The organism is Gleimia sp. 6138-11-ORH1 (genome assembly GCF_024814355.1).
Classification (GTDB): Bacteria; Actinomycetota; Actinomycetes; order Actinomycetales; family Actinomycetaceae; genus Gleimia.
Map to the genome: position 1 here is coordinate 422,953 of NZ_JANUXV010000001.1, position 21,644 is coordinate 444,596.

The 21,644-nt window shown below is 48.1% G+C and carries 19 protein-coding genes; 17 read left to right on the forward strand and 2 right to left on the reverse strand.

All coding sequences use genetic code 11. From position 1 onward, the window contains the following. Nucleotides 1-236: 236 nt before the first annotated feature. The 15 genes from NXS08_RS01795 to miaA all read left to right on the forward strand — a co-directional run bounded on the left by NXS08_RS01795 (nt 237) and on the right by miaA (nt 15,934). A complete protein-coding gene (locus NXS08_RS01795) occupies nt 237-1,061 on the forward strand; it encodes a hypothetical protein (protein ID WP_259136528.1) in 825 nt (274 codons plus the stop codon). A gap of 169 nt (nt 1,062-1,230) precedes the next feature. Then, on the forward strand, nt 1,231-2,556 hold the full coding sequence (locus NXS08_RS01800; protein WP_259137351.1) for a pitrilysin family protein: 1,326 nt from the start codon (nt 1,231-1,233) through the stop codon (nt 2,554-2,556). After that, a complete protein-coding gene (locus NXS08_RS01805; RefSeq protein WP_259136530.1) occupies nt 2,553-3,119 on the forward strand; it encodes a GNAT family N-acetyltransferase in 567 nt (188 codons plus the stop codon). The genes NXS08_RS01800 and NXS08_RS01805 overlap by 4 nt, the downstream gene beginning before the upstream one ends. Nucleotides 3,120-3,167: 48 nt before the next feature. Next, complete coding sequence (locus tag NXS08_RS01810) at nt 3,168-4,868, forward strand: ribonuclease J (protein ID WP_259136532.1); 1,701 nt, start codon at nt 3,168-3,170, stop codon at nt 4,866-4,868. Between the two features lie 24 nt (nt 4,869-4,892). Beyond that, nucleotides 4,893-5,819 carry a PfkB family carbohydrate kinase gene (locus NXS08_RS01815; RefSeq protein WP_259136534.1) on the forward strand — a complete coding sequence of 309 codons (927 nt, stop codon included), beginning with the start codon at nt 4,893-4,895 and terminating at the stop codon, nt 5,817-5,819. A 69-nt stretch (nt 5,820-5,888) separates the two neighbouring features. After that, the gene (locus NXS08_RS01820; RefSeq protein ID WP_259136536.1) at nt 5,889-8,534 is read left to right on the forward strand and encodes a DNA translocase FtsK; all 2,646 of its coding nucleotides are present in this window, start codon (nt 5,889-5,891) and stop codon (nt 8,532-8,534) included. A gap of 47 nt (nt 8,535-8,581) precedes the next feature. Further along, entirely contained in the window at nt 8,582-9,199 is a 618-nt protein-coding gene (gene pgsA / locus NXS08_RS01825; protein ID WP_259136538.1) for a CDP-diacylglycerol--glycerol-3-phosphate 3-phosphatidyltransferase, read from the forward strand. A gap of 173 nt (nt 9,200-9,372) precedes the next feature. Beyond that, on the forward strand, nt 9,373-9,702 hold the full coding sequence (locus tag NXS08_RS01830) for a helix-turn-helix domain-containing protein (protein WP_259136540.1): 330 nt from the start codon (nt 9,373-9,375) through the stop codon (nt 9,700-9,702). A gap of 16 nt (nt 9,703-9,718) precedes the next feature. Further along, nucleotides 9,719-9,949, forward strand: coding sequence for a DUF3046 domain-containing protein (locus NXS08_RS01835; RefSeq protein ID WP_259136542.1), 231 nt, complete (start codon nt 9,719-9,721; stop codon nt 9,947-9,949). Nucleotides 9,950-9,955: 6 nt separating this feature from the next. Then, complete coding sequence (locus tag NXS08_RS01840; RefSeq protein WP_259136544.1) at nt 9,956-11,029, forward strand: diacylglycerol kinase family protein; 1,074 nt, start codon at nt 9,956-9,958, stop codon at nt 11,027-11,029. A gap of 211 nt (nt 11,030-11,240) precedes the next feature. Further along, nucleotides 11,241-12,344: a recombinase RecA gene (gene recA / locus NXS08_RS01845; RefSeq protein ID WP_259136546.1), complete on the forward strand. Its 1,104-nt coding sequence runs from the start codon at nt 11,241-11,243 to the stop codon at nt 12,342-12,344. Continuing rightward, a complete protein-coding gene (locus tag NXS08_RS01850) occupies nt 12,344-12,934 on the forward strand; it encodes a regulatory protein RecX (protein ID WP_259136549.1) in 591 nt (196 codons plus the stop codon). The genes recA and NXS08_RS01850 overlap by 1 nt, the downstream gene beginning before the upstream one ends. After that, the gene (locus NXS08_RS01855; protein WP_259136552.1) at nt 12,921-13,412 is read left to right on the forward strand and encodes a CinA family protein; all 492 of its coding nucleotides are present in this window, start codon (nt 12,921-12,923) and stop codon (nt 13,410-13,412) included. Before NXS08_RS01850 ends, NXS08_RS01855 begins: the two co-directional genes overlap by 14 nt. A 27-nt stretch (nt 13,413-13,439) precedes the next feature. Next, on the forward strand, nt 13,440-14,954 hold the full coding sequence (gene miaB, locus NXS08_RS01860; RefSeq protein WP_259136554.1) for a tRNA (N6-isopentenyl adenosine(37)-C2)-methylthiotransferase MiaB: 1,515 nt from the start codon (nt 13,440-13,442) through the stop codon (nt 14,952-14,954). 56 nt (nt 14,955-15,010) lie between these two features. Next, nucleotides 15,011-15,934: a tRNA (adenosine(37)-N6)-dimethylallyltransferase MiaA gene (gene miaA, locus NXS08_RS01865; protein ID WP_259136557.1), complete on the forward strand. Its 924-nt coding sequence runs from the start codon at nt 15,011-15,013 to the stop codon at nt 15,932-15,934. On the opposite strand, the gene NXS08_RS01870 is transcribed toward miaA, so the two are convergent. Beyond that, nucleotides 15,912-16,535, reverse strand: a complete 624-nt coding sequence (locus NXS08_RS01870) for a class I SAM-dependent methyltransferase (protein WP_259136559.1) — start codon at nt 16,533-16,535, stop codon at nt 15,912-15,914. The two genes, miaA and NXS08_RS01870, sit on opposite strands and share 23 nt — an antisense overlap. Before the next feature lie 394 nt (nt 16,536-16,929). Here NXS08_RS01870 and hflX point away from each other — a divergent pair, with 394 nt between their 5' ends. Together hflX and NXS08_RS01880 are read left to right on the forward strand one after the other, a co-directional pair. Beyond that, nucleotides 16,930-18,441: a GTPase HflX gene (gene hflX, locus NXS08_RS01875; protein WP_396232242.1), complete on the forward strand. Its 1,512-nt coding sequence runs from the start codon at nt 16,930-16,932 to the stop codon at nt 18,439-18,441. Continuing rightward, entirely contained in the window at nt 18,434-20,410 is a 1,977-nt protein-coding gene (locus NXS08_RS01880) for an ATP-dependent DNA helicase (RefSeq protein ID WP_259136561.1), read from the forward strand. The genes hflX and NXS08_RS01880 overlap by 8 nt, the downstream gene beginning before the upstream one ends. Nucleotides 20,411-20,568: 158 nt before the next feature. Here NXS08_RS01880 and NXS08_RS01885 read toward each other — a convergent pair whose 3' ends face one another. Then, complete coding sequence (locus NXS08_RS01885; protein ID WP_259136563.1) at nt 20,569-21,561, reverse strand: L-lactate dehydrogenase; 993 nt, start codon at nt 21,559-21,561, stop codon at nt 20,569-20,571. Nucleotides 21,562-21,644: the final 83 nt, after the last annotated feature.

The window sequence follows — 21,644 nt, forward strand, 5'->3', positions numbered from 1 at the left end:
CATTGCTTTGAAAACTAAATAATTGGTTGTGGGCGGAACCGGCTGGTTCCGCCCACAACCAATTAAGTGACCTAAAGTGAAACTATTGCTTGGTATAGAAAACAAAATTAACTGCTTTGATCTTAACGCTAGCGTGCTTTTTAGGGGCAGTGGCAAGTGGCCTGCTTTTAACTGTAGCTATTAGAGAATTTACTTTTACTAAAGCTACGGCAAAATCTACACGTAAGGAATAAAAATTGAAAAAAGCGATCATAACCAGTTTGCTGTTAGCTCTGTCCTTTTCAATCGGAGGATGCTATTCTAACAGCGCAGAAGAGCCTGATTTATACGCTGAATACGCCGTTAAAAATGGAGAGATCGTTTTAGGGCAGGGGCTGGAAAACGACGGTAGCGTCCATGGAGACGATAAAATTATATGGAATAAAATTAATCGTATAATCCCCAAACAGTATCTGCAGATGGTTAGCAAATATAAAGTGGAAACCGATGGGTTAGACGGTGTTTTAGCGTCAGTGAATTTGAACGAAGATAATAAAACTTGGACGATTTCCATCGACCTTGACGACACCTTAGATGAAAATAAAGAATTTAAAGGTACAAGTACGTTGACAGTGATTCATGAAATGGCGCATATTGTTGCTCTGAACAATAGCCAAACCATTGAAACCACTGGTAACGCGGAACTATACGCCGTAGATGAAGGCACTTTACGAAAAGATGCTTACCTGAGCGTGTTTTATGACAAGTTTTGGAAAAATCAACCGGTAGAGACAATGCAAGACGGCGCAGTAATGCCTAATCAGATTGATAAGAAAAAAGGGCTCTATAACGAAAATCCAGATGCCTTTATTACTGAATATGCTGCGTCAGATCCGGTAGAAGACTTTGCTGAATCCTTTGCCTATTTCGTGATTTTAGAAAAACCGACAGATAATCGCCTGCAATCACAAAAACTATCGTTTTTCTACGACTACCCCGAATTTGTGCAAATCCGAAACGACGTTAGAGCAAAGATCGATCTTCATAAAGTCATCAAAGACAGCAAAGCTGAGAGGCAATAAGCTATCAACAGCCATTCATAATGCAAGATTCACAATCGAATATTTACAAACAGCTGGAACTGTCCAGGCTGAAGTATAGAAACCGGTTTGAAAGTAGCACTACCGGCTTATTCCTATCCTGCGGGCAAGATAGGCTATTTTGATTAAAACAAAGTAAACTTACTTAGTGATGAATACAGTTGAACTTCCTTTAGTAGACAGCACCGACCCGTTGGCAACTTTGGTTTTAGCCGAGGGCGATTCCACCATAAAACGCTCCATTCTCCCCGGAGGAGTACGGGTACTTTCCCACGAAATTCCCGCTCAGCGTTCAGTTTCCATGTCAGTTTGGTGTCCGGTAGGATCTCGCGACGAACACACTGAATCAGCAGGTTCAACCCACTTTTTAGAACACCTTCTGTTTAAGGGCACGCAAACGCGATCCTCCCAAGAGATTGCTAATGCATTCGATGAAGTAGGCGGAGAATCAAACGCAGGAACTACCAAAGAATACACCTATTATTGGGCGCGGATTCTTAAAGAAGACTTACCCATGGCAGTTTCTGTCCTAGCTGATATGGTTTCCGCTTCAGTGTTGGATCCAGTTGAATTCGAAAGAGAACGCGGAGTAATCCTAGACGAATTAGCCATGGGGGCAGATGACCCAACTGACGTGGTACACGAGGCTTTCGCGAAAGCTATTTTCGGAGAACACGCCTTAGGGCGTCCCATCGGAGGCGATAATCAGACGATTAATGCAGCGCAAAGAGATCACGTGTACGACTACTACCGGCAGCAATACCGTTCAGACACCCTAGTCTTCGTAGCTGCCGGAGCAGTAAAACACGAGCAATTATGTGAGCTGGTGTTGCAGGCTTTAGAACACACTGGATGGGATTTAAGCGCCGGACAAGCGCCCTCGATTCCCCGGATCAATGCCGGTGAAACTGAACTACCCAACTATGGGGAGCGTCAGATCGAAACAGTGAAAGCAACTGAACAAGCCCACTTAGTACTGGGCTGCCCCGGGATTAACGCAACCGATTCACGCCGCCCGGCGATGAGCGTGTTACTGGCAGTGCTGGGCGGGTCAATGTCCTCCCGCCTATTCCAAGAAATCCGTGAAAAACGGGGGCTTGCCTACACTACTTACGCTTTTGACTCGGCTTACACAGATGCCGGCTATTTCGGCATGTATGCCGGGTGTGCTCCGAAGCATTTACCAGAAGTTGAAGCTCTCATGCGAGCTGAGTTGGAAGATTTAGCTACGGCTGGCCCAAGTGAAACCGAGTTAAAACGTGTTAAAGGGCAGCTTCGCGGAGGAATCGCTTTGGGGATGGAAGATTCAGCCGCCCGAATGTCCCGGCTGGGACGGTCTGAAATTGTCCAAGGTCGTTTCATGCCGTTAGACCTGATGCTGGGGCGGATTTTAGAAACTACCGCCACGGACGTGTCTGTCTTAGCACAAGAACTGCTACAGCAGCCTTGGTGCAAGTCGGTGGTGAAACCCCAATGAGTGGAAATCCTTTACAGCTACAAGCAGATCGTTCTGTGCGCCCGGCAGTAGTTTCAGATGCTCCTTTTATAGCCCGGATGCAGGCAGAGGGACTGGTGGCTTCTTTAGAAGCAACTTTGGAAGCTAAACTTGACCCAAATCTAGTAGCCTCTTTAAAACAACCTCAGGTTGAACAGACTTGGCGGCAAACTCTAAGTGCCCCCACACAAGCTGATGTGGTGGTGCTGACAGCAGTCGAAGGTGCCGCCGTGTGCGGATTTGCGCTGGGAGTTTTGGCTCCGGCAGATAAAGAACATGCAGAACTTTCTAAAGTTGGAGTAGAAATCGCGGCTTTAGAAGTATCCAGTGAACATTTGCGCACTGGACATGGTTCGCGTTTACTCGCCGCCGTTAATGATTCTTTCAAAGGGCGGGCCCATCATCTAAATACTTGGATTTGTCAGGCAGATGACGCGCGGATTAGTTTCTTCCAAAGTGCCGGATTCGCTCCCAGTGGCTTACAACGTAAGCTAGCGGTGGGGGAGCAGACAGTGATTCAGCACTTATGGTGGGCGTTGTCATAACCTTTAGTTCAGTTACCCAAAATGATTTGGACGTGGCACAATTGAACTATGATGCCAAATGTTTCGGAATTACCTGCTCCACCCGTTCTGTCCGCTGATACTCTCCGTGTAACCCCTTTGGGTGGTTTAGGTGATATTGGCCGTAACATGACGGTTTTTGAAGTTAATGGGCAGCTGCTGATTGTAGACTGTGGAGTTTTATTTCCTCAGGAAAAACACCCGGGTGTAGATCTGATTTTGCCTGATTTTACGGTGATTGAAGACCGCTTAGACGATGTAGTGGCGTTGATTTTAACGCATGGGCATGAGGACCACATTGGTGGGGTTCCCTACCTGTTAAAGCTTAGGAATGATATTCCCATCTATTCTTGTGAACTGACGATCGCATTCTTAGAACCTAAGTTAGATGAACATCGGATTGAAAATACGAACCTGAACGTAGTTGCTGAAGGAGACCGCATTAAGCTAGGTAACTTTGACTGCGAGTTCGTTTCAGTTACCCACTCAATTCCTGACGCCATGGCAGTTTTTATTCGCACTGCAGCAGGAAATGCTCTAATCACCGGTGACTTTAAGATGGATCAGCTGCCTTTAGATGGGCGTTTAACGGATTTACGTTCTTTCGCTCGCTTCGGGGAAGAAGGGGTGGATCTGTTCCTGGTTGATTCCACTAACGCGGAAGTACCTGGGTTCGTCACTGCTGAAAGAGAAATCGGCCCTGTCTTAGATAGTGTTTTCCAACAGGCTAAGGGCCAGATCGTGGTAGCTTCTTTTGCTTCGCACGTTCACCGCGTTCAGCAGGTTTTTGATGCGGCGCTTTTAACTGGGCGGAAAGTGGCTTTGATTGGCCGTTCGATGGAGCGGAATATGCGGATCGCGCACGACTTGGGGTATTTAGATATTCCCGAGGACGTGATTGTTTCGTCTAAAGAGATTATGAACTTACCTGCTGAGCAAAGAGTTTTTATGGCAACTGGTTCACAGGGGGAACCAATGGCAGCCCTGGGACGCATTGCCGCAGGGGAGCACCGGTTTGTAACGATTGATGAAAACGATACAGTAATTTTTGCGTCCTCTTTAATCCCCGGCAATGAGCATTCTGTGTACCGAGTAATCAATGGGCTTACCGCCCTTGGGGCGAAAGTAGTTCACCAAGCTAATGCTAAAGTCCACGTTTCTGGGCACGCTTCTGCGGGGGAACTCATTTACTGCTATAACATTTTGCAACCAGCTAACGTGATCCCAATCCACGGGGAAGTGCGGCATTTGGTGGCTAATGGGAAGCTGGCAGAACTTACCGGCGTACCTGCGCGGAATGTTATTTTGGCTCTTGATGGAGTTAGTGTTGATCTTTACGATGGTGAAGCAACGATTGTAGGGGCAAATCCCTGCGATTACATTTACGTGGATGGGAAATCAGTTGGCGATTTATCCGAGGACGAATTGGCAAGCCGCCGCGTGTTAGCTTCGGAAGGATTCATTAACCTTTATGCCGTAGTAGATTTTGAAAATCGTCAGATTGTTTCTGGGCCAACCATTAAAGCGACCGGCATGGCAGAGGACGACACGGTTTTTGCCGATGTCTACCCGGCGGTTGAAAAAGCCCTTCAAGAGTCTTTAACAGTTGAACACCCTAACGAGTACCGCAGTCAGCAGGCTATGCGCAGAGCGATTGGTAACTGGGTGGCACGGAAACTGCGGCGTCGGCCTATGATTGTTCCTTTGGTCGTTGCCAGTACCGATGTGTAAATCTCGATATAGAAACGTAAGATAATGGGCCGTTTTATTTCTACTCAGCCGGTGGTTTTGAATCTCCCTACCTTAATTGACCGGTTACCTAAACAGGGGGAAATGCTACAAGCTCGCTCTGTATTGTCTTACCCTGGGGGCGGATTTATCGGAATGGCGGCAGCTGCTGAACTTGGGGTGGATACGGCAATGCTTTCAGTGTTGGGAACAGGCCCGAATTCATATGTTGCCCGCCGTGAAATCTTATCCCGTGGGATTGAGATTCTCACCTCTGAAATGATCGGCGATATTGGAATGTCTTTTTCCCTAGTCGAAGCAGATGGTAATACCACTGTGATTTTAGCTCCGGGGGTTGAGGAAGAACCGATTATCGACGAGTACCGTCAGTGTGAATTACACAGCGGGGATGTAGTTTTAGTGCACGGCGCCTGTCTAACTAATCCGAATACGGCTGCAGATTACATTAGGTGGGTTAGTGAAATCCCTTCTGATGTAGTGGTAGTTTTAGCTCCTTCACCGATTGTTAATGAGGTGGATGAAGCCTATTGGGTGCCTCTTTTAGGACGAGCTGATTACCTGACGATGAACTCTCGGGAACATAAGTTACTTCGCGAGATTATCTCTTACGTTTCTCACGGTAAAGAACTGAGTGACTTTTTGAAGCCAGAAGCCTATGTGATTGTACGTAAAGGTGAAGAAGGTTGCTATTACTGGCGTAATGATAATCCTGATGAGATTGTGCAGATTGAAGCTTTTCATACCGTTGCGGTAGATACTTCGGGGGTGGGGGATACTCACGTTTCGGTTATGTGTGGGGTAATCGCCCAAGACGGTTCGTTAGATTACGCTTTGCGAGCTGCTAACGCAGCCGGAGCGTGTATGGTGGCTCATGCTCATTCATTCCCACCGCCGGATCAGGATGATATGTTAAATAAACTTCTAAAAATCTAACCTGGTCCGGTCGAAAAAGCGGCGCGTTGCCAGCTAAAATAAAGGTTTTAGCGGTATCCTATGGATATTATGGCTAAATCTTCATCTGCGAAAAACTCTCCAAAGAGTAGTAAGAAATCTAAAGCAAATAATGCTTCTTCAACTGAAGAACATTCACCTTTGATGCGTATTTTCCTTGCCATCGGAAAGGGAATCAAAGCCGTTTGGAATGGGATTTTACATTTGGATGATCAGCTTAAACGCGATGGTTTAGCCATATTTTTCCTTGCTTTAGCCATAGTTGTCGCCCTGCGAGAATGGTTTGGGATTTCCGGCACTGCCGGAGAATACATACACTTACTTTCGGCTGGCGCCGTGGGAGTATTTTCAGTAGTGGTGCCACTGGGATTTGTCGCTTTGGCGGTAACACTTTTCCAAGCCCGTACCACTAACGCAATCCCGCATCGGATAGCCGGCGCCCTGGGGATTTTGATTGCCCTTACCTCTTTAGCTCACGTGAGTGTGGGAAACCCACTTTTGGCTGAAACCGAAAAGCTTATGTCCGGCGGAGGAATTCTGGGTTGGGTACTGGGATCTCCGTTAGAGACATTACTTTCTGCAGTAGGTGCTACTGTTGTCCTGGTACTTTTGTTGGCGTACTCCATTTTGGTACTTACTCGCACGCCACTTTCAGAAATTCCTAAGCGAATCGCTGATTTAAGTGAACGCTACCTACCTGGCAGTGGGCGGGCAACAGAAAAGAACGCAATAGAACGCGGGGGACAGTTAGATAGCTACGAGGGGGATACCCCTTATCAGCAGGCTGTTTACACTGACCGAGACTATTTTGCTGAAGCTGATGCAGACGACCTCGATAACTTTGCTGCAACTAGTGTATTGCCAACGCGAGGGAAATCTGCTGCTGAGACTGCCGGCGAGTCCAGAAGCAGAAATCAGCGGGCGCAAGCAGCTTATGTTGATGAGCACGCCCCAACTGAAGCGGTGCCGGCACTGAGCTTACCGGAGCCGTTAGCTGAGCCTGAGTTGGGGGCTGAGCCAGAGTCGGCGGTTGCAGCTGACTTGGGGGCTGAGCCTGGACTGACAGTTGAGTCAATGGCATATGCGACCAGTATTCCGGGTGGCCCTGAAGAAGAAACCCGCGTTTATGAACTTCCCACTGAGGACTTACTGTTACGCGGCGCTCCCCATAAGACTCGTTCAGCGGCCAATGATCGCGTGGTGGAAGCCCTCCAAAACGTGCTGCAGGAGTTTAATGTTGATGCTCAGGTAATTGGTTTTACACGCGGACCAACAGTTACTCGGTATGAGATCCAACTTGGCGCTGGCGTGAAAGTGGAGCGGATCACCCAGCTTTCCAATAACATTGCTTACGCAGTTGCCTCCGCAGATGTGCGGATTATTTCTCCGATTCCGGGAAAGTCTGCCATTGGCGTGGAAATTCCGAATGCTGACAGGGAAACGGTGGCATTAGGTGATGTGCTTCGTTCCGGCCCGGCAGTTTCTAATCCGCACCCGCTTTTGGTGGGCGTTGGAAAAGATGTCGAGGGCGGTTATGTCGTAACTAATATTGCCAAGACCCCGCACCTTTTGGTGGCTGGGGCAACTGGTTCAGGTAAGTCTTCTTTTGTGAACTCGATGATTACTTCGGTGATGATGCGAGCTACCCCCATGCAAGTTCGGATGATTTTGATTGATCCTAAGCGAGTGGAACTCACTATCTATGAGGGGATTCCGCACCTAATCACGCCGATTATTACCAACCCGAAGAAAGCTGCGGAAGCGCTGGAATGGGTGGTTAAGGAAATGGATCACCGCTATGACGATCTGGCAGCTTTTGGCTATAAACATATTGATGATTTTAACGCCGCGGTAATTTCTGGTGACTTGGTGGCCCCTCCTGGTTCGCAAAGAGTTTTAGCTCCCTACCCGTATCTGCTGGTGGTAGTAGACGAACTCGCAGACTTAATGATGGTGGCTCCAAGAGACGTGGAAGCATCGATTCAGCGTATCACTCAGCTGGCGCGAGCAGCGGGGATTCACCTGGTATTAGCTACTCAGCGTCCTTCGGTAGACGTGGTAACTGGTTTGATTAAGTCTAATGTGCCTTCTCGTTTAGCTTTCGCAACCTCCTCTTTAGCTGATTCTCGGGTTATTTTGGATCAGCCGGGTGCGGAAAAACTAATTGGACAAGGTGACGCCCTCTACCTACCTTCGGGAGCTGGAAAAGCCCAGCGCGTGCAGGGAGCTTGGGTAACTGAATCTGAAATCCATCAGATTGTAGAACACGTTAAAGCGCAGATGAATCCTGTCTACCGAGAGGACGTGAATGCGCCGGCCAGTTCGGCGGCCGCGGTAGCTGAAGATATCGGTAAAGATTTGGATGATTTGTTAGAAGCAGCAGAGCAGATTATTTCTACCCAAATGGGCTCTACTTCAATGCTGCAACGCAAACTGCGGATTGGTTTTGCTAAAGCAGGGCGTTTAATGGACATTTTGGAGTCTCGCTCTGTAGTGGGGCCATCGGAAGGTTCAAAACCACGTCAAGTTTTGGCTCGTCCTGAGGATCTTCCGCAAGTACTTGCTATGCTGCGCGGGGAAATTGAAGACTTTAATGCCCCAGAAGCTGCTTCTGCCGGGTATGATGGAGGAAACTACGCTGATTCATGGGAAGATGGGGAAAGCGAAGATGCTTGGGAACTAACTGGTAGGCAGTAAGCTACTAGCTTTTAGATCTCCAGGTAGAGGTGAAAGGTAACGTTGAGATGCAGAGCATTAAAGAGATGGATAACAATGTTTCTAAGCGTAAAGCTCATGAAGTTATCTTAAATGTACCCAACATATTAACTATCATTCGTTTAGTGTTGATTCCGTTTTTGATTTATTTTCTTTTACAAACGGGTACCCGCTCTATGTGGATTGCGTTCGGAATTTTCGCTGCCGCGTCAATGACTGATTATATTGATGGGGAAGTGGCTCGCCGTTGGGGGCTGATTACCGATTTTGGGAAGATTTGGGATCCTATTGCAGATAAGGCTCTGACTCTTGGGGCTTTTGCGACCTTATCCTATATGGGATTGTTACCGTGGTGGTTTACCGTGATTGTGGCTGCTCGCGAGTTTTATATTACTTGGTTGCGTAAACGCCTTTTAGCTAGAGGGGTTGTAGTTTCTGCTAACTTTAGTGGTAAAGCAAAGACAATGTTACAAATGATGTTAATTGCTTTCCTAATTGTCCCCTGGGGTTCTTTTGTAGATATTACCGGGGTTATTTACCCGATCGTTTATTGGACTATGGTTATTGCAACTTTGGCTCTGACGCTTTATTCCGGATGGAGCTATCTGAAGCCAATTTTGGACAAGGGCGTTCCAAAAGTTAGCTAGATTTCTGGATTAGCTCCACTTATTTTCCTGCTTAGCGGTGAGAAACGGGAAGCGTAAAATTAGGGTTTTGCGCATTAGGGAGATTTCCCGAGGTGTATCCGCTAACTAAAATGTGGCGGGTTCGATAGTGGATAAATAGGACTTTACCTGCATTTTGCGATAGCGTTATAAGTATGAAGACACAGAATACCTTATCCCTCTCTACCAGAGAGCATATCGGAGAAGTGCTCCGCCTGATTCGGCGTAACCAAGGAAGCACTTTACGTGAGGTATCTGCAAAAGCCCAAGTGTCGCTGGGATACCTTTCTGAAATCGAGCGGGGACAAAAAGAAGCATCCTCAGAAATGCTTTTGGCGATTTGTAACGCTCTGGAAGTTCCGCAGTCATTTATTTTTCGTGAAGTTTCTGAGCGGCTAGCGAAGGTTGAGCATGTCAGAGCGGCCGGTAAGCATCCGCAGTATGCGAAAGCTCTGCGCAAAGACGAAATCATGCTACGTAGCTGAGCTTTAAGGACTATCGGTGACTATCTCAGAGTTCTGGAACAGTTTGGAAAGCGTTTTTGGGTCTTGCTACGGCAGATCCTTGGTAGGCGATCTTTATCTGCCTAAACTGGGAGGTACCGCAGAACAGGCCCTAAAACAGGGAGTTGCTCCGGATCTGATTTGGGCAGAACTGATAAAAGAAACCGAAATGGGAGAAGAGTTTCTCTGGGCACATCGGCAACCAGCTAACAAAGTAAGACCTAAGTAAAACTCTATGGAACCCTATTTGCTTAAGCCTACCGAGGTTGAATTAGTCCGTTTCATTTACAATCCTGTTTCGGGTAGGCGTGACAATACTTTCAAAGCAGACACTTATATAGCTGGACTTAAACGGCTTTTTCCTAATGCGGAACTTACCGCAGTAGCAACTGAAGCCGTGGGACATGCAACGGAACTTGCTGAGAACTTCGTAAGTTTGGTAAAAATAACTGAAAAATCTGCTAACGCTGTGCTGGTAGTCTCTGGGGGAGATGGAACCGTCTCAGAAACTGCTAATGGGATAATTGGCTCTGAGATTCCGTTACTTGTCCTGCCCGGAGGGACGGGGAATGACTTTACTCGTAGCCTATACCAAAAAGTTCCTGGTGAGAACGATCGGCGGACTGTCGATAGAGTTATCAAAGAGTTTGCACAGAGTCGAGCGAGGGGCTTTAGAGTTTTTTCGATTGACGCGCTGAAGATAGAAAGCCCCTCTGTTGAATCAGTTACTAAAGATAAATATTCTGATTTTACGCGATACAGTCTTAACGTACTTTCAGCGGGCTTTGATTCTGTAATCGGTACTACGGCGCAGCGAATCCACCAGCGTTTTCCCTGGGTGGGGGCAATGAGTTATATTTTTGCTACAGTTCGCCACCTGGTGCATATTCCTCGATTTGAGATGGATTTAAAAGCAGACCTAAAAGAAGGCGATAACTTTGACTTCTCAGGCTTATATTCAATCTGTGTGATGTCGAATGCTCGTTTTTATGGCGGTGGCTTTCAAGCCAATCCGCGGGGTTCTTTAACTGACGGGAAGATAGATGTACTTTTAGCGAAGGAATTAAACCAGCTTGAAGTGCTTAAACTAATCGGTAAATTCCGAGCGGGAGAAGAAATTCCCAAACAGTACGCGGAGTCTTTTCAAAGTGGCACCTTAAACTTAAAGGCTTGGGATAATAGTGAACTGGTATTTAATGTTGATGGGGAAGTTTTTACGGCGCAGCAGATAAAAGTCTCTGTCTGCCCGCAAGTTTTACAGGTAGTTGTCCCGATTTTAGATGGGGGACACCCGGCTTTTGAAAAGTAGTGGCGGGCGTGTCTATTCGCTTCGAACATCTGTTCGTAGTAAAGTTGTGCACAGAGCTTAATACCGGGCATTTTTCCACAGGCTATTAAGTTTAAAGATTATGTCAGTGGTCAGGCATAGCATTATTAACGTACCCGGAGAGGGAAGCAACGTTATTTAACGACCAGCCCTATAAACTGAGCGGAGAGCTCACTAATCCAAGGAGAAATTCATGGCGGTAACTGCAGAACGTAATAAGTCACTTGAACTGGCACTTTCCCAAATCGATAAACAGTTCGGTAAAGGCTCTGTCATGCGTTTAGGAGATGACAATCGTCCAGCGGTGCAGGTGATTCCCACCGGTTCGCTCGCTTTAGACGTTGCCCTTGGAGTTGGTGGTTTTCCTCGCGGACGTATTATTGAAGTTTACGGACCTGAATCATCAGGTAAAACTACGGTTGCCCTACACGCAGTTGCCTCAGCGCAACGGCAGGGAGGTAACGCGGCTTTTATCGACGCGGAACACGCTTTAGATCCCGAGTACGCTAAAAAACTGGGAGTGAACACTGATGAATTACTGGTGTCTCAACCAGATACAGGCGAACAAGCATTAGAAATCGCAGATATGCTAATTCGCTCTGGGGGGATTGACATTATCGTGATTGACTCAGTGGCTGCGTTGGTACCTAAAGCGGAAATTGAAGGTGACATGGGAGACTCCCACGTTGGTTTACAAGCTCGATTAATGTCACAGGCTCTTCGTAAACTCACCGGCGCCCTTTCCGCTACGGGAACTACCGCGATTTTCATTAACCAGTTGCGTGAAAAAATTGGGGTATTCTTTGGGAACCCAGAAACCACCACCGGTGGTAAAGCACTTAAATTCTACGCTTCAGTACGTTTAGACGTACGTCGAATTGAAACACTTAAAGAGGGTACAAATCCAGTCGGAAACCGTACCAGAGTTAAAGTTGTCAAGAATAAGATGGCTCCTCCGTTTAAGCAAGCAGAGTTTGACATTCTTTACGGAGTGGGAATCTCGCGGGAAGGTTCCATCATTGACATGGGGGTAGAAACCGGCATCGTCAGAAAATCCGGTTCCTGGTTCACCTACGGCAGTGACCAGCTGGGACAAGGGAAAGAAAATGTCCGTAAGTTCCTTAAAGACAATCCCGAGTTAGCTAATGAAATTGAACATAAGATTTTAGTAGCCATGGGGATTCGTACAGAAGAAAGTGAAGTTCCGGCTGTCTCTACTCCAGAAGAAAAGCCTGCTAAAGCATCAGCTAAAGGGCGTAAAAAAGTAGTTGATCCTGCTGAAGACGCTGGTTTCTAGTGGTAGATTACTCTGATCCAGAGACTGCTTTTAAACCGCGCCGCCCAGTAAATCCGGCGGCGCGGGCCCAGAAACTTGCCGATCGAAAAAAATGGGCAGCAAGTTTAACTGGAGTAGAAGCTGAACAAAAAGCAAAAGAGGCTGCACTAAGACTATTAGACCGTTGTGACCAATCGGTAGCTCAGTGCCGGATGAAACTCTTAGAAAAAGGTTATCCGCCTCAAGCAGTAGAAGTAGCTATCGAAAGGCTAATCGAAATAGGCCTTTTAGATGATTTACGCTTTGGAAAAATGCTGGCCCGCACCCGCCATCAAGAACGCGGACTAGTGGGAGCCGCCCTGAAACTAGAACTACAACGTAAAAAAATTCCGGCAGAGACTATCTTGCAGATTATGGACGAATTCACCGAATACAGTCCAGTTTCTGCAGCCGAGAAATTAGTTGAGAAAAAACTTCGTAGCATGACTCATCTTAATAAAGATGTAAAGTTTCGCAGACTAATGGGAATGTTAGCGCGTAAAGGTTATGGTGGAAGTGTAGCAACTGAAGTAATCGGCAAAGCTTTGGAGAAAGAAAATGTGGACACCTAAGCTTGAAACAACAGCTGCACAGGTAGTTACCTATCTAAATAAGCTTCCCGAAACAATCGCCACCGCCGAATCATTAACGGGAGGATTGTTAAGCGGAGTCTTAACTTCCGTTCCAGGAGCTTCAGGATGTTTCCAAGGCGGAGTTACCAGCTATGCAACCTCTATAAAAGCTAAGATCCTGGGGGTAGAACCGGAGCTTTTAGAGACTAAAGGCGCTGTAGACCCAGAAGTTGCTAAGCAAATGGCGCAGAATGTGAGAGAGCTTTTCTGCACTGACTGGGCGATTTCCACTACCGGCGTTGCCGGACCAGAACCTCAAGACGGAAAAGAAGTGGGGACAGTTTACATTGCCGTTGCAAATGAAAACCAAACCTATGTTAAAGCCTGCTCTTTCACTGGAAGCCGCGCGGAAATTCGATATGCTACAGTTGCTGCCGCTTTAGAATACTTCCAAAATATAGTCGCAGATGACATCTGAAAAAATAGGAACTACAATCATTAGACGATGACTACTACAATTGAAAATCCCCGCACCTACCTGGTACGCACCCTTGGCTGCCAGATGAATGTTCACGATTCAGAGCGCATGGCCGGTCTGTTAGCAGCTGACGGCTACGTGCCAGTCGAACAAGTTCCAGAAAAAGCCCAGCGTGCCACCGAAGCTGGAGACGGGGGAGCTGACGTAGTCGTCATTAACACCTGCTCAGTTAGAGAAAATGCGGCAAACCGCTTATTCGGTAACCTGGGGCAACTGGCATCAGTGAAAAAACAACGCCCCGAAATGCAAATCGCGGTAGGGGGCTGCCTGGCTCAACAAATGCGCGCCGATATTGTGAAAAAAGCCCCCTGGGTTGACGTAGTTTTCGGTACTCATAATATCGATGTGCTTCCAGTATTACTTAAACGCGCCCGCCATAACCGCGACGCAGCAGTAGAAATTGAAGAATCTCTAAAAGTATTTCCCTCAACTTTACCCAAAAAAGCTGAATCCTCATACGCAGCTTGGGTATCAATCTCAGTAGGCTGTAACAATACCTGTACCTTCTGTATCGTCCCCCATCTGCGGGGGAAAGAAAGAGACCGCCGCCCCGGTGAAATCTTAGCTGAAATTGAAGCAGTCGTTTCTGAAGGGGCAGTGGAAGTAACTCTCCTAGGTCAAAATGTGAACTCCTACGGAGTAAGTTTTGGCGAACGCGATGCCTTTGCAAAACTTCTTAGAGCAGCCGGCAATATCCCCGGATTAGAACGACTTCGGTTTACCAGTCCCCACCCCGCGGCATTCTCTGACGACGTGATTCTAGCTATGGCAGAAACCCCCACAGTTATGCCCAGCCTACATATGCCACTACAGTCAGGATCTGACCGGATTTTGCGCCTAATGCGCCGCTCTTACCGGCGGGCAAAGTTTGAAGGTATTTTAGAGCGCGTCCGCGAACTAATTCCTAATGCTGCCATCACCACCGACATTATTGTGGGCTTCCCCGGCGAAACTGAAGAAGACTTACAACAAACCCTCGAAGTAGTTGAAAAAGCACGTTTCGCCTCCGCCTACACCTTCCTCTACTCCCCACGGCCAGGTACCCCGGCAGCTGATATGGAAGACCAAGTGCCAGCAGATGTTGCTTCTGAACGCTACAAGCGTCTCTTAGCATTACAAGAACGCATTTCCTACGAAGAGATGCAAAAACTCACAGGCACTACCGTGGAAGTGCTGATCGGCGAATCAGAAGGACGTAAAGACCACAACACTCAGCGTATCTCAGGACGCGCCGCCGACAACCGCCTAGTACACGTGGGACTTCCCACCGGATTTACCTACGGAAGAGACATTCGCCCCGGCGACATTGTCACCGCTGTAGTAACCCACGCCGCCCCACACCACCTGGTAGCTGATTCCGGTATTACCGGAGGACTTTTCACCCACCGCAAAACCCGCGCAGGAGACATCTGGGAAGAAAAACAAGCCTGTCCAGTTCCAGATAATAAAGTAACCTTAGGTATCCCAATCATTCGCCGCTAACCGCGTAAAACCTTAACCGAATGAAACTTAACTGGAAAAAACGGTAAGGTTATCTTGTGATAAAAGCGATTATTGGACCCACCGCCTCAGGGAAAACCTCATTAGCGATTGAGCTTGCCGATACTGCCGGCGGAGAAATCATTAACATGGATGCCTACGCCATGTACAGGGGAATGGATATAGGGACGGCTAAACCCACCTTAGAAGAACAGGCTCGGGTTGCACACCATTTAATTGATATTCTCGAGATTCACGATAACGCCACCGTCGCACAGTACCAGCAGTATGCGCGTAACTGCGTTAAGCTCATTGAAGCTAAAGGCAAACCAGTTTTTGCAGTGGGAGGCTCAGGCCTTTACGTCCGCGCCCTCTGTGACCAGATTACCTTCCCCGGCACCGACCCACAGGTAAGGGCAAGACTAGAAGCAGAATGCACTAAAGTAGGCGCCTTGGAAATGTACCGAAGACTACAATCCGTAGATCCCCTAGCTGCCAGCAATCTGCACTGGAACAACAGTCGAAGAGTTATCCGCGCATTAGAAGTTATCGAGCTTACCGGCCAACCCTATTCGGCTACCATGCCCTCATATGAAACCTATCAACCAACCCTCTTCATAGGTTTACGCAGAGAAGACACTGACATAGATACGCGTATTGAAAAGCGCACAAAAGCCATGTTTGCCGCTGGCTTCATCGAAGAAGTTAGAAAACTCAAAGCAGCCGGTTTAGAACAAACCCGCACCGCCTCTAAAGCCACCGGCTACGCGGAAGTTCTTCGTCTTTTACGCGGAGAAATAAATGAAACTGAAGCAATTGAGGCAGTAGCCTTAGCTACCCGCCAGTTAGTTAGACGCCAGATGAAATGGTTCCGCAAAGACCCCCGCATAAACTGGATTGACGCAACCGGGAAAAGTGAAGCAGAAATCTACACAGCCGCCACCGAAATCAGCGAAAAAGCTACCGGTGGGTTACCCGAATAATCCGAAACCCTTTTTTAGAATGTTCTTTAGTAGCTACAAAACCCTGCTCATTCAACCAAGCAGTTAAAGAATCAGCCCCTAAATTCTTTGCAACCACCAACCAAGCCTCCCCAGTAGGAGCCAAACGAGCTAACCAAGTTAAGAGAATCTCTTGAGTCTGGGCTTTCCCAACCCGGATCGGGGGATTTGACCAGATTAAATCAAAGAAAAGCTCCTCCGCCTCAACTTTCGCCAGTGCCTCGGGAGCTTTCAAAGCAACTAAACTGTTATAACCATTTGCCTGGCAATTAAGCTTAGTTAGTTCAAGGGCACGTTCATTGACATCTACCGCCCAAACTTCAGCAGAGGGACTATGCTTCGCTAAAACGGTGGAAATTACCCCCCAACCACAACCCAAATCTAAAAAACGTCCCGTCTGTGGTGGGGTTGGAACTTCAGACAAAAGTACTTTAGTACCCGGATCCAAACGGGTCGCCGAGAAAACCTGATCGGCTACGTACATCTGCAAATCAAAGCCTCGAACAGAAAACTCAAGTTTCTTCAGCTCCGCTTCAGTGGCAGCAACTGTATCAGAAAAATAATGGGAGGAAGTTTTACTCATTGAAAGGGACCTTCCTAACGGAGGAACTTACTTAACTGGAAAATGCTTAAGCAGGGGAGAAGTCAGATTAGTGGACGTTTTTACTTACCCTCTTACCCTAAAACATCTGTTCGAAGATAACAATCAGCAAAGCTAAGAAAGCCGACTTATAATAGAGAAATACAGTAAAACTATCTTCAGGAAGTATGCCTTGACCGAAAAGCAATCAAAAAGCCCCGTAACTAACGCCGATTTAGACCAAGCTAAAACGGTGGTTGATCGCGTTTTAGAACGCCAAAAACGCAAGGCAACGCTGCTTACCATTGATGAAGCAAGTTCAGAAGAAAACTCAGCAGCGGCGGCGCCCTCGGAAACAAAAACCGAAACCGCCCCCAGCTATGCCAGCAGTAAACGAATCAACTTCGCCCTGTCCCGCGCTGAGGCTGCCCAAGCCACCTCACTGCAATCAACTCGCGGACAAGCTGAACACAGCGCCGGAGCCTTAGAACGCGAAGCCCGCGCCGCCACCCGCCGCGTCGCCTCACTCTCCACCGAACTTGAAGACGTTTCCGAAGTAGAATATCGACAAATCCGACTGGAAAAAGTTGTCTTAGCCGGCATCTACCTCACTGATTTCGAAGAAGCCAAAAACTCCCTCTACGAACTGGCCGCCCTGGCAGAAACCGCCGGATCGGAAGTCCTCGACGGACTCTTACAACGACGCGACAACCCAGACCCAGCCACCTACCTGGGGTCAGGGAAAGCCAAAGAACTAGCCGAAATTGTCAAAGAAACCGGGGCGGACACAGTCATTATTGACGGCGAACTTGCCCCCTCACAGCGACGCGCCTTAGAAGACACCGTAAAAGTTAAAGTCGTGGACCGCACCGCACTAATCTTAGATATTTTCGCCCAGCACGCCCAATCCAGAGAAGGTAAAGCCCAAGTTGAACTTGCCCAACTAGAATATCTTTTGCCACGCCTGCGCGGGTGGGGGGAATCAATGTCCCGCCAAGCCGGAGGGCGAGTAGCAGGCGGTGAAGGAATCGGTTCACGCGGACCCGGGGAAACTAAAATCGAACTTGACCGCCGCAGAATCCGCAACCGAATGGCGAAACTGCGTAAAGAAATCGCCGCGATGAAACCAGCGCGGGAAACTCAACGGCAATCTCGACGCAGCGGACAAATCCCCTCAGTAGCCATCGCCGGTTACACTAACGCTGGCAAATCAACCTTACTTAATCAACTCACAGGCGCAGACGTGATGGTTCAAGATGCTCTCTTTGCAACCCTAGATCCCACCGTGCGTCAAGCCAAAACAGAAGACGGCCGGATCTACACCCTCACTGACACGGTCGGATTCGTCAGAAACCTCCCCACCCAGTTAGTAGAAGCCTTCCGCTCCACCTTGGAAGAAGTCGGAGAAGCTGATCTGATCGTACACGTTGTAGATGCCGCCCACCCAGATCCGATGGGGCAGATTAAAGCGGTACACGCAGTTTTTGAAACTATCGAGGGCGCGCTGGATATCCCTGAGATTATTGCCTTAAATAAAGCAGATCTTGCTTCTGAAGCAGATTTGGCAGTGCTACGCTCACTTCTTCCAAACTCGGTAGCAGTATCAGCCTACACCGGGGAAGGAATTGAAGAACTTCAAGCCTTAATCGCGGAAATGCTGCCGCGCCCAGCAAGGCGCGTTGATGTGGTTATTCCCTATACTCACGGCGAATTAGTGCATCGGTTCCACAATGATGGTGAAATTGAGCTGGAAGAATATCTCCCTGAGGGAACTCATTTGGTTGGGTTAGTAAATCAAGCACTGGCATTTGAGTTAGAAAATGTAGCTTCTTCTATGACCGTAGAAAATGTAGCTTCCCCCATGACCGCAGAAAATCCGGCCACAACTGATTCTGCTACTGATGAGTGAAGTTGAAACTACCGCGGGTGGGGAAACTAATCCGCACCTGAAAAAACCAGCTACGGCAGAGATTAAGCTGTTGGGTGAAGTAGTTGCATCATTTGGTGGATCCGCTCGACGTGGGCAAGAACAGATGGTGCAAACGGTTAGCGAAACTTTCGCAACAAATGATTTTTCGATGATTCAAGCCGGAACTGGAACAGGAAAATCCTTAGGATATTTGGTTCCTTTGATGAATCGGGTTTCCCACACTGACGAAAGAATTCTTGTCTCTACCGCCACCTTAGCGTTGCAGCGACAGATCCTGGAAAAAGATGTTCCGTTAGTTAATGCAAAGTTGGAAAAACCGGTGCAGGTTGCTGCTTTGAAAGGCTGGAATAACTATCTTTGCCTGCATCGAGTCCAAGGCGGTTATGCTGAGGAGTATTCGCTATTTGGTGCTGATTGGATTGGTGGGGAGTCAGAGGGAAAACCCACTTCGCACACTGGTAAAGAAATTGTGCGAGTCAGGCAGTGGGCAGCTGAAACTGATACGGGAGATCGTGATGACTTAGTTCCCGGGGTGTCAGAGCAGGTTTGGCGACAGGTGAGCGTGGTTTCTAATGAGTGTTTGGGCACTACCTGTCCGCTACGGGAAGAGTGTTTTGCGGTGCAGGCACGCGAAAAAGCAGCTCAGGCGAATGTGGTGATTACGAATCATACTATTTTAGGGATTCACGCAACTTCAGAAAATAAGATTTGTGGGGATTTTTCGGGGCTGGTAGTTGATGAGGCCCATGATTTAGTGCGGATTGTTCATTCTCAAGCAACTATCCAACTGTATGCGGGGGCAGTTGTTACGCGTTTGCGTTGGGTGGGGCGGCTTTTAGGTTTAGATATTGTTCCTTTAGAAAAGAGTCTGCGTGGTTTGGAACAGTTGCTAGAAGCATATCCGGAAGGTTTGTTGCGTCACCGCGGTGAGGATTTGCAAGCCGCAGTGCGTTTAGTAGACGTGGAGTTGCGTAGTCTTTCTCAGGCAGTGAGTGGGGCTAATGCTGAGCAGGCAGAGAAGAAACTTGCGTACGGTGCTTTGAATGGTATTTTGGAGTTTCTTACCATTTGGGATCGGCCGGTGGAAACGACGATTACTTGGATAACTCGGCGAGATGATGAGCCGGCAGTGCTTAACTGTGTTCCGTTAGACGTGTCCGGGCCGATTGCTTTTAATTTATTTGCTGAGCGGGCGGTGGTACTGACTTCAGCTACCTTGCAGTTGGGTGGCTCATTCGGTCCAGTTGCTTCCGAGGTCGGTGCTTATTTGGTAACAGATAAACCAAAAACGGTTGATGTGGGTACGCCTTTTGCCCCTGAAAAACAGGGTATTCTCTATGTGCCAAAGCATCTGGAGGCGCCATTAAGGTCAGGTTTAAGTGAAGCCCAACTGGCTGAATTGGCGCGGCTTTGTGTCGCAAGTGGCGGGGGAATGCTGGGACTGTTTTCGTCATATCGAGCGGTACAGCAAGCTGCGGAATACTTACGTGAAAAATTAGCTTTTGAGGTATTGGTCCAAGGTGATGACCAGCTTTCTAATTTGCTACGTGATTTTCGCAGTTCTGCTTCCTCATGTTTGCTGGGGACAATGTCTTTGTGGCAGGGGATTGATATTAAGGGGCAGAATTGTCGATTAGTTGTGATGGATCGTATTCCGTTTCCGGTTCCTTCTGATCCGGTGGTTCAAGCGCGTACAGATGAGGCTGCGCGGAAGGGTTTAAACCCGTTCCAGGTTGTTTCGCTTAATCATGCGGCGTTGTTGATGGCACAGGGGGCGGGGCGGCTTTTACGTTCTGTAGATGATCGGGGGATGGTGGCGATTTTAGATTCGCGGTTGGCTACCCGCCCTTATGGAGCGTATATTAAGCGGTCACTTCCAGCTTTTTGGCCGACGTTTGATCCGCAGGTGGCGGTAGCTGCTTTAGAGCGGCTGCGCATAAGTAGCTAGTTTGCGCAGCAGGTAATTTAGTTTGTGGCGCTGGGAAGTTGGCCTTTTAGGTTAGGTAGTTAGCTTGTGGCGCCGGGGATTTTATTTGTTTATGGAGCGGATAATAAAACGGCACTTTTAAGCCGGTAGGGCTTAAAAGTGCCGTTTTTTGCTTAAGGTTAGAGGCCCAGGGAACGAGCTACTTCACGTAGGCGTTCTGCTGAAGCGGTTAATCCGTCGCGTTCTTTAAGAGTTAAGGGTGGTTCTAATACGCGTCCGGCCCCATTGCGATCTACCAGGGTAGGAGCTGCCATTACTACGTCAGAAATGCCGTTCCAGTCTTCTAATAGAGAGCAGATGGAAAGTACGCGGTTTTCGTCGCGTAAGATAGCACCGGCAATTGAAGAGGCAGAAAGACCGATGGCTTTGTCGGTGGCTCCCTTACCTTCAATAATTTTGTAGGCGGAATTAACTACTTCTTCAGCGATTTGATCGCGAAGTTCTGCGTCAAATAGTTTACCGTCTACAGTTAAACCCCAGTGGCGGATTGGCACGTTACCGATAACTGCAGATGACCAAAGTGCTACTTCGGAATCTCCGTGTTCACCAGCGATGTAGGCGTGAATGTTTTGGGTAGCTACGCCGGTGTGCTTTGAAACTAGGTAGCGTAGGCGGGAAGTGTCCAGTACAGTTCCGGAGCCAAAGACTTGGTTGCGAGGCATACCGGAGATTTTTAAGGCAGCGTAGGTGACGATATCTACTGGGTTAGTGATGTACATTTGGAAGGCTTCAGGAGCTACCTCACAGATTTGTGGGGTAATTTTGCGCATCAAGTTCACAGTGGATTCCGCCAGGTCAAGACGGGATTGTCCGGGTTCTTGTTTAGCTCCTGCGGTGATGATAACCAGGTCAGCGCCTTTGATGATTTCAATATCATCTGAGCCTTCGATAGATCCACAGGGAGTGAACTGAATACCGTGGGCGATGTCAAGTGCTTCAGCAGAGGCTTTTGAGCCATTAATGTCGTAGAGAACAATGTCTCGAGCGTCGCCTCGCATAGCGCAAGCGTAGGCGGTGGCGGTGCCTACTGCGCCGGCGCCAATAATCGCAATTTTAGAAGGGCGCCCGGAGGAATTTGCCGGGTAGAGAGTTTGTGTTTGCGGGTTAGTCATGATTGAGACTTTCTTTTGGGTAACTAAATTAAAGATTCGTAATCTATTTTAGCGAAAAAACGGTTTTATTTTCCCCGACAGTT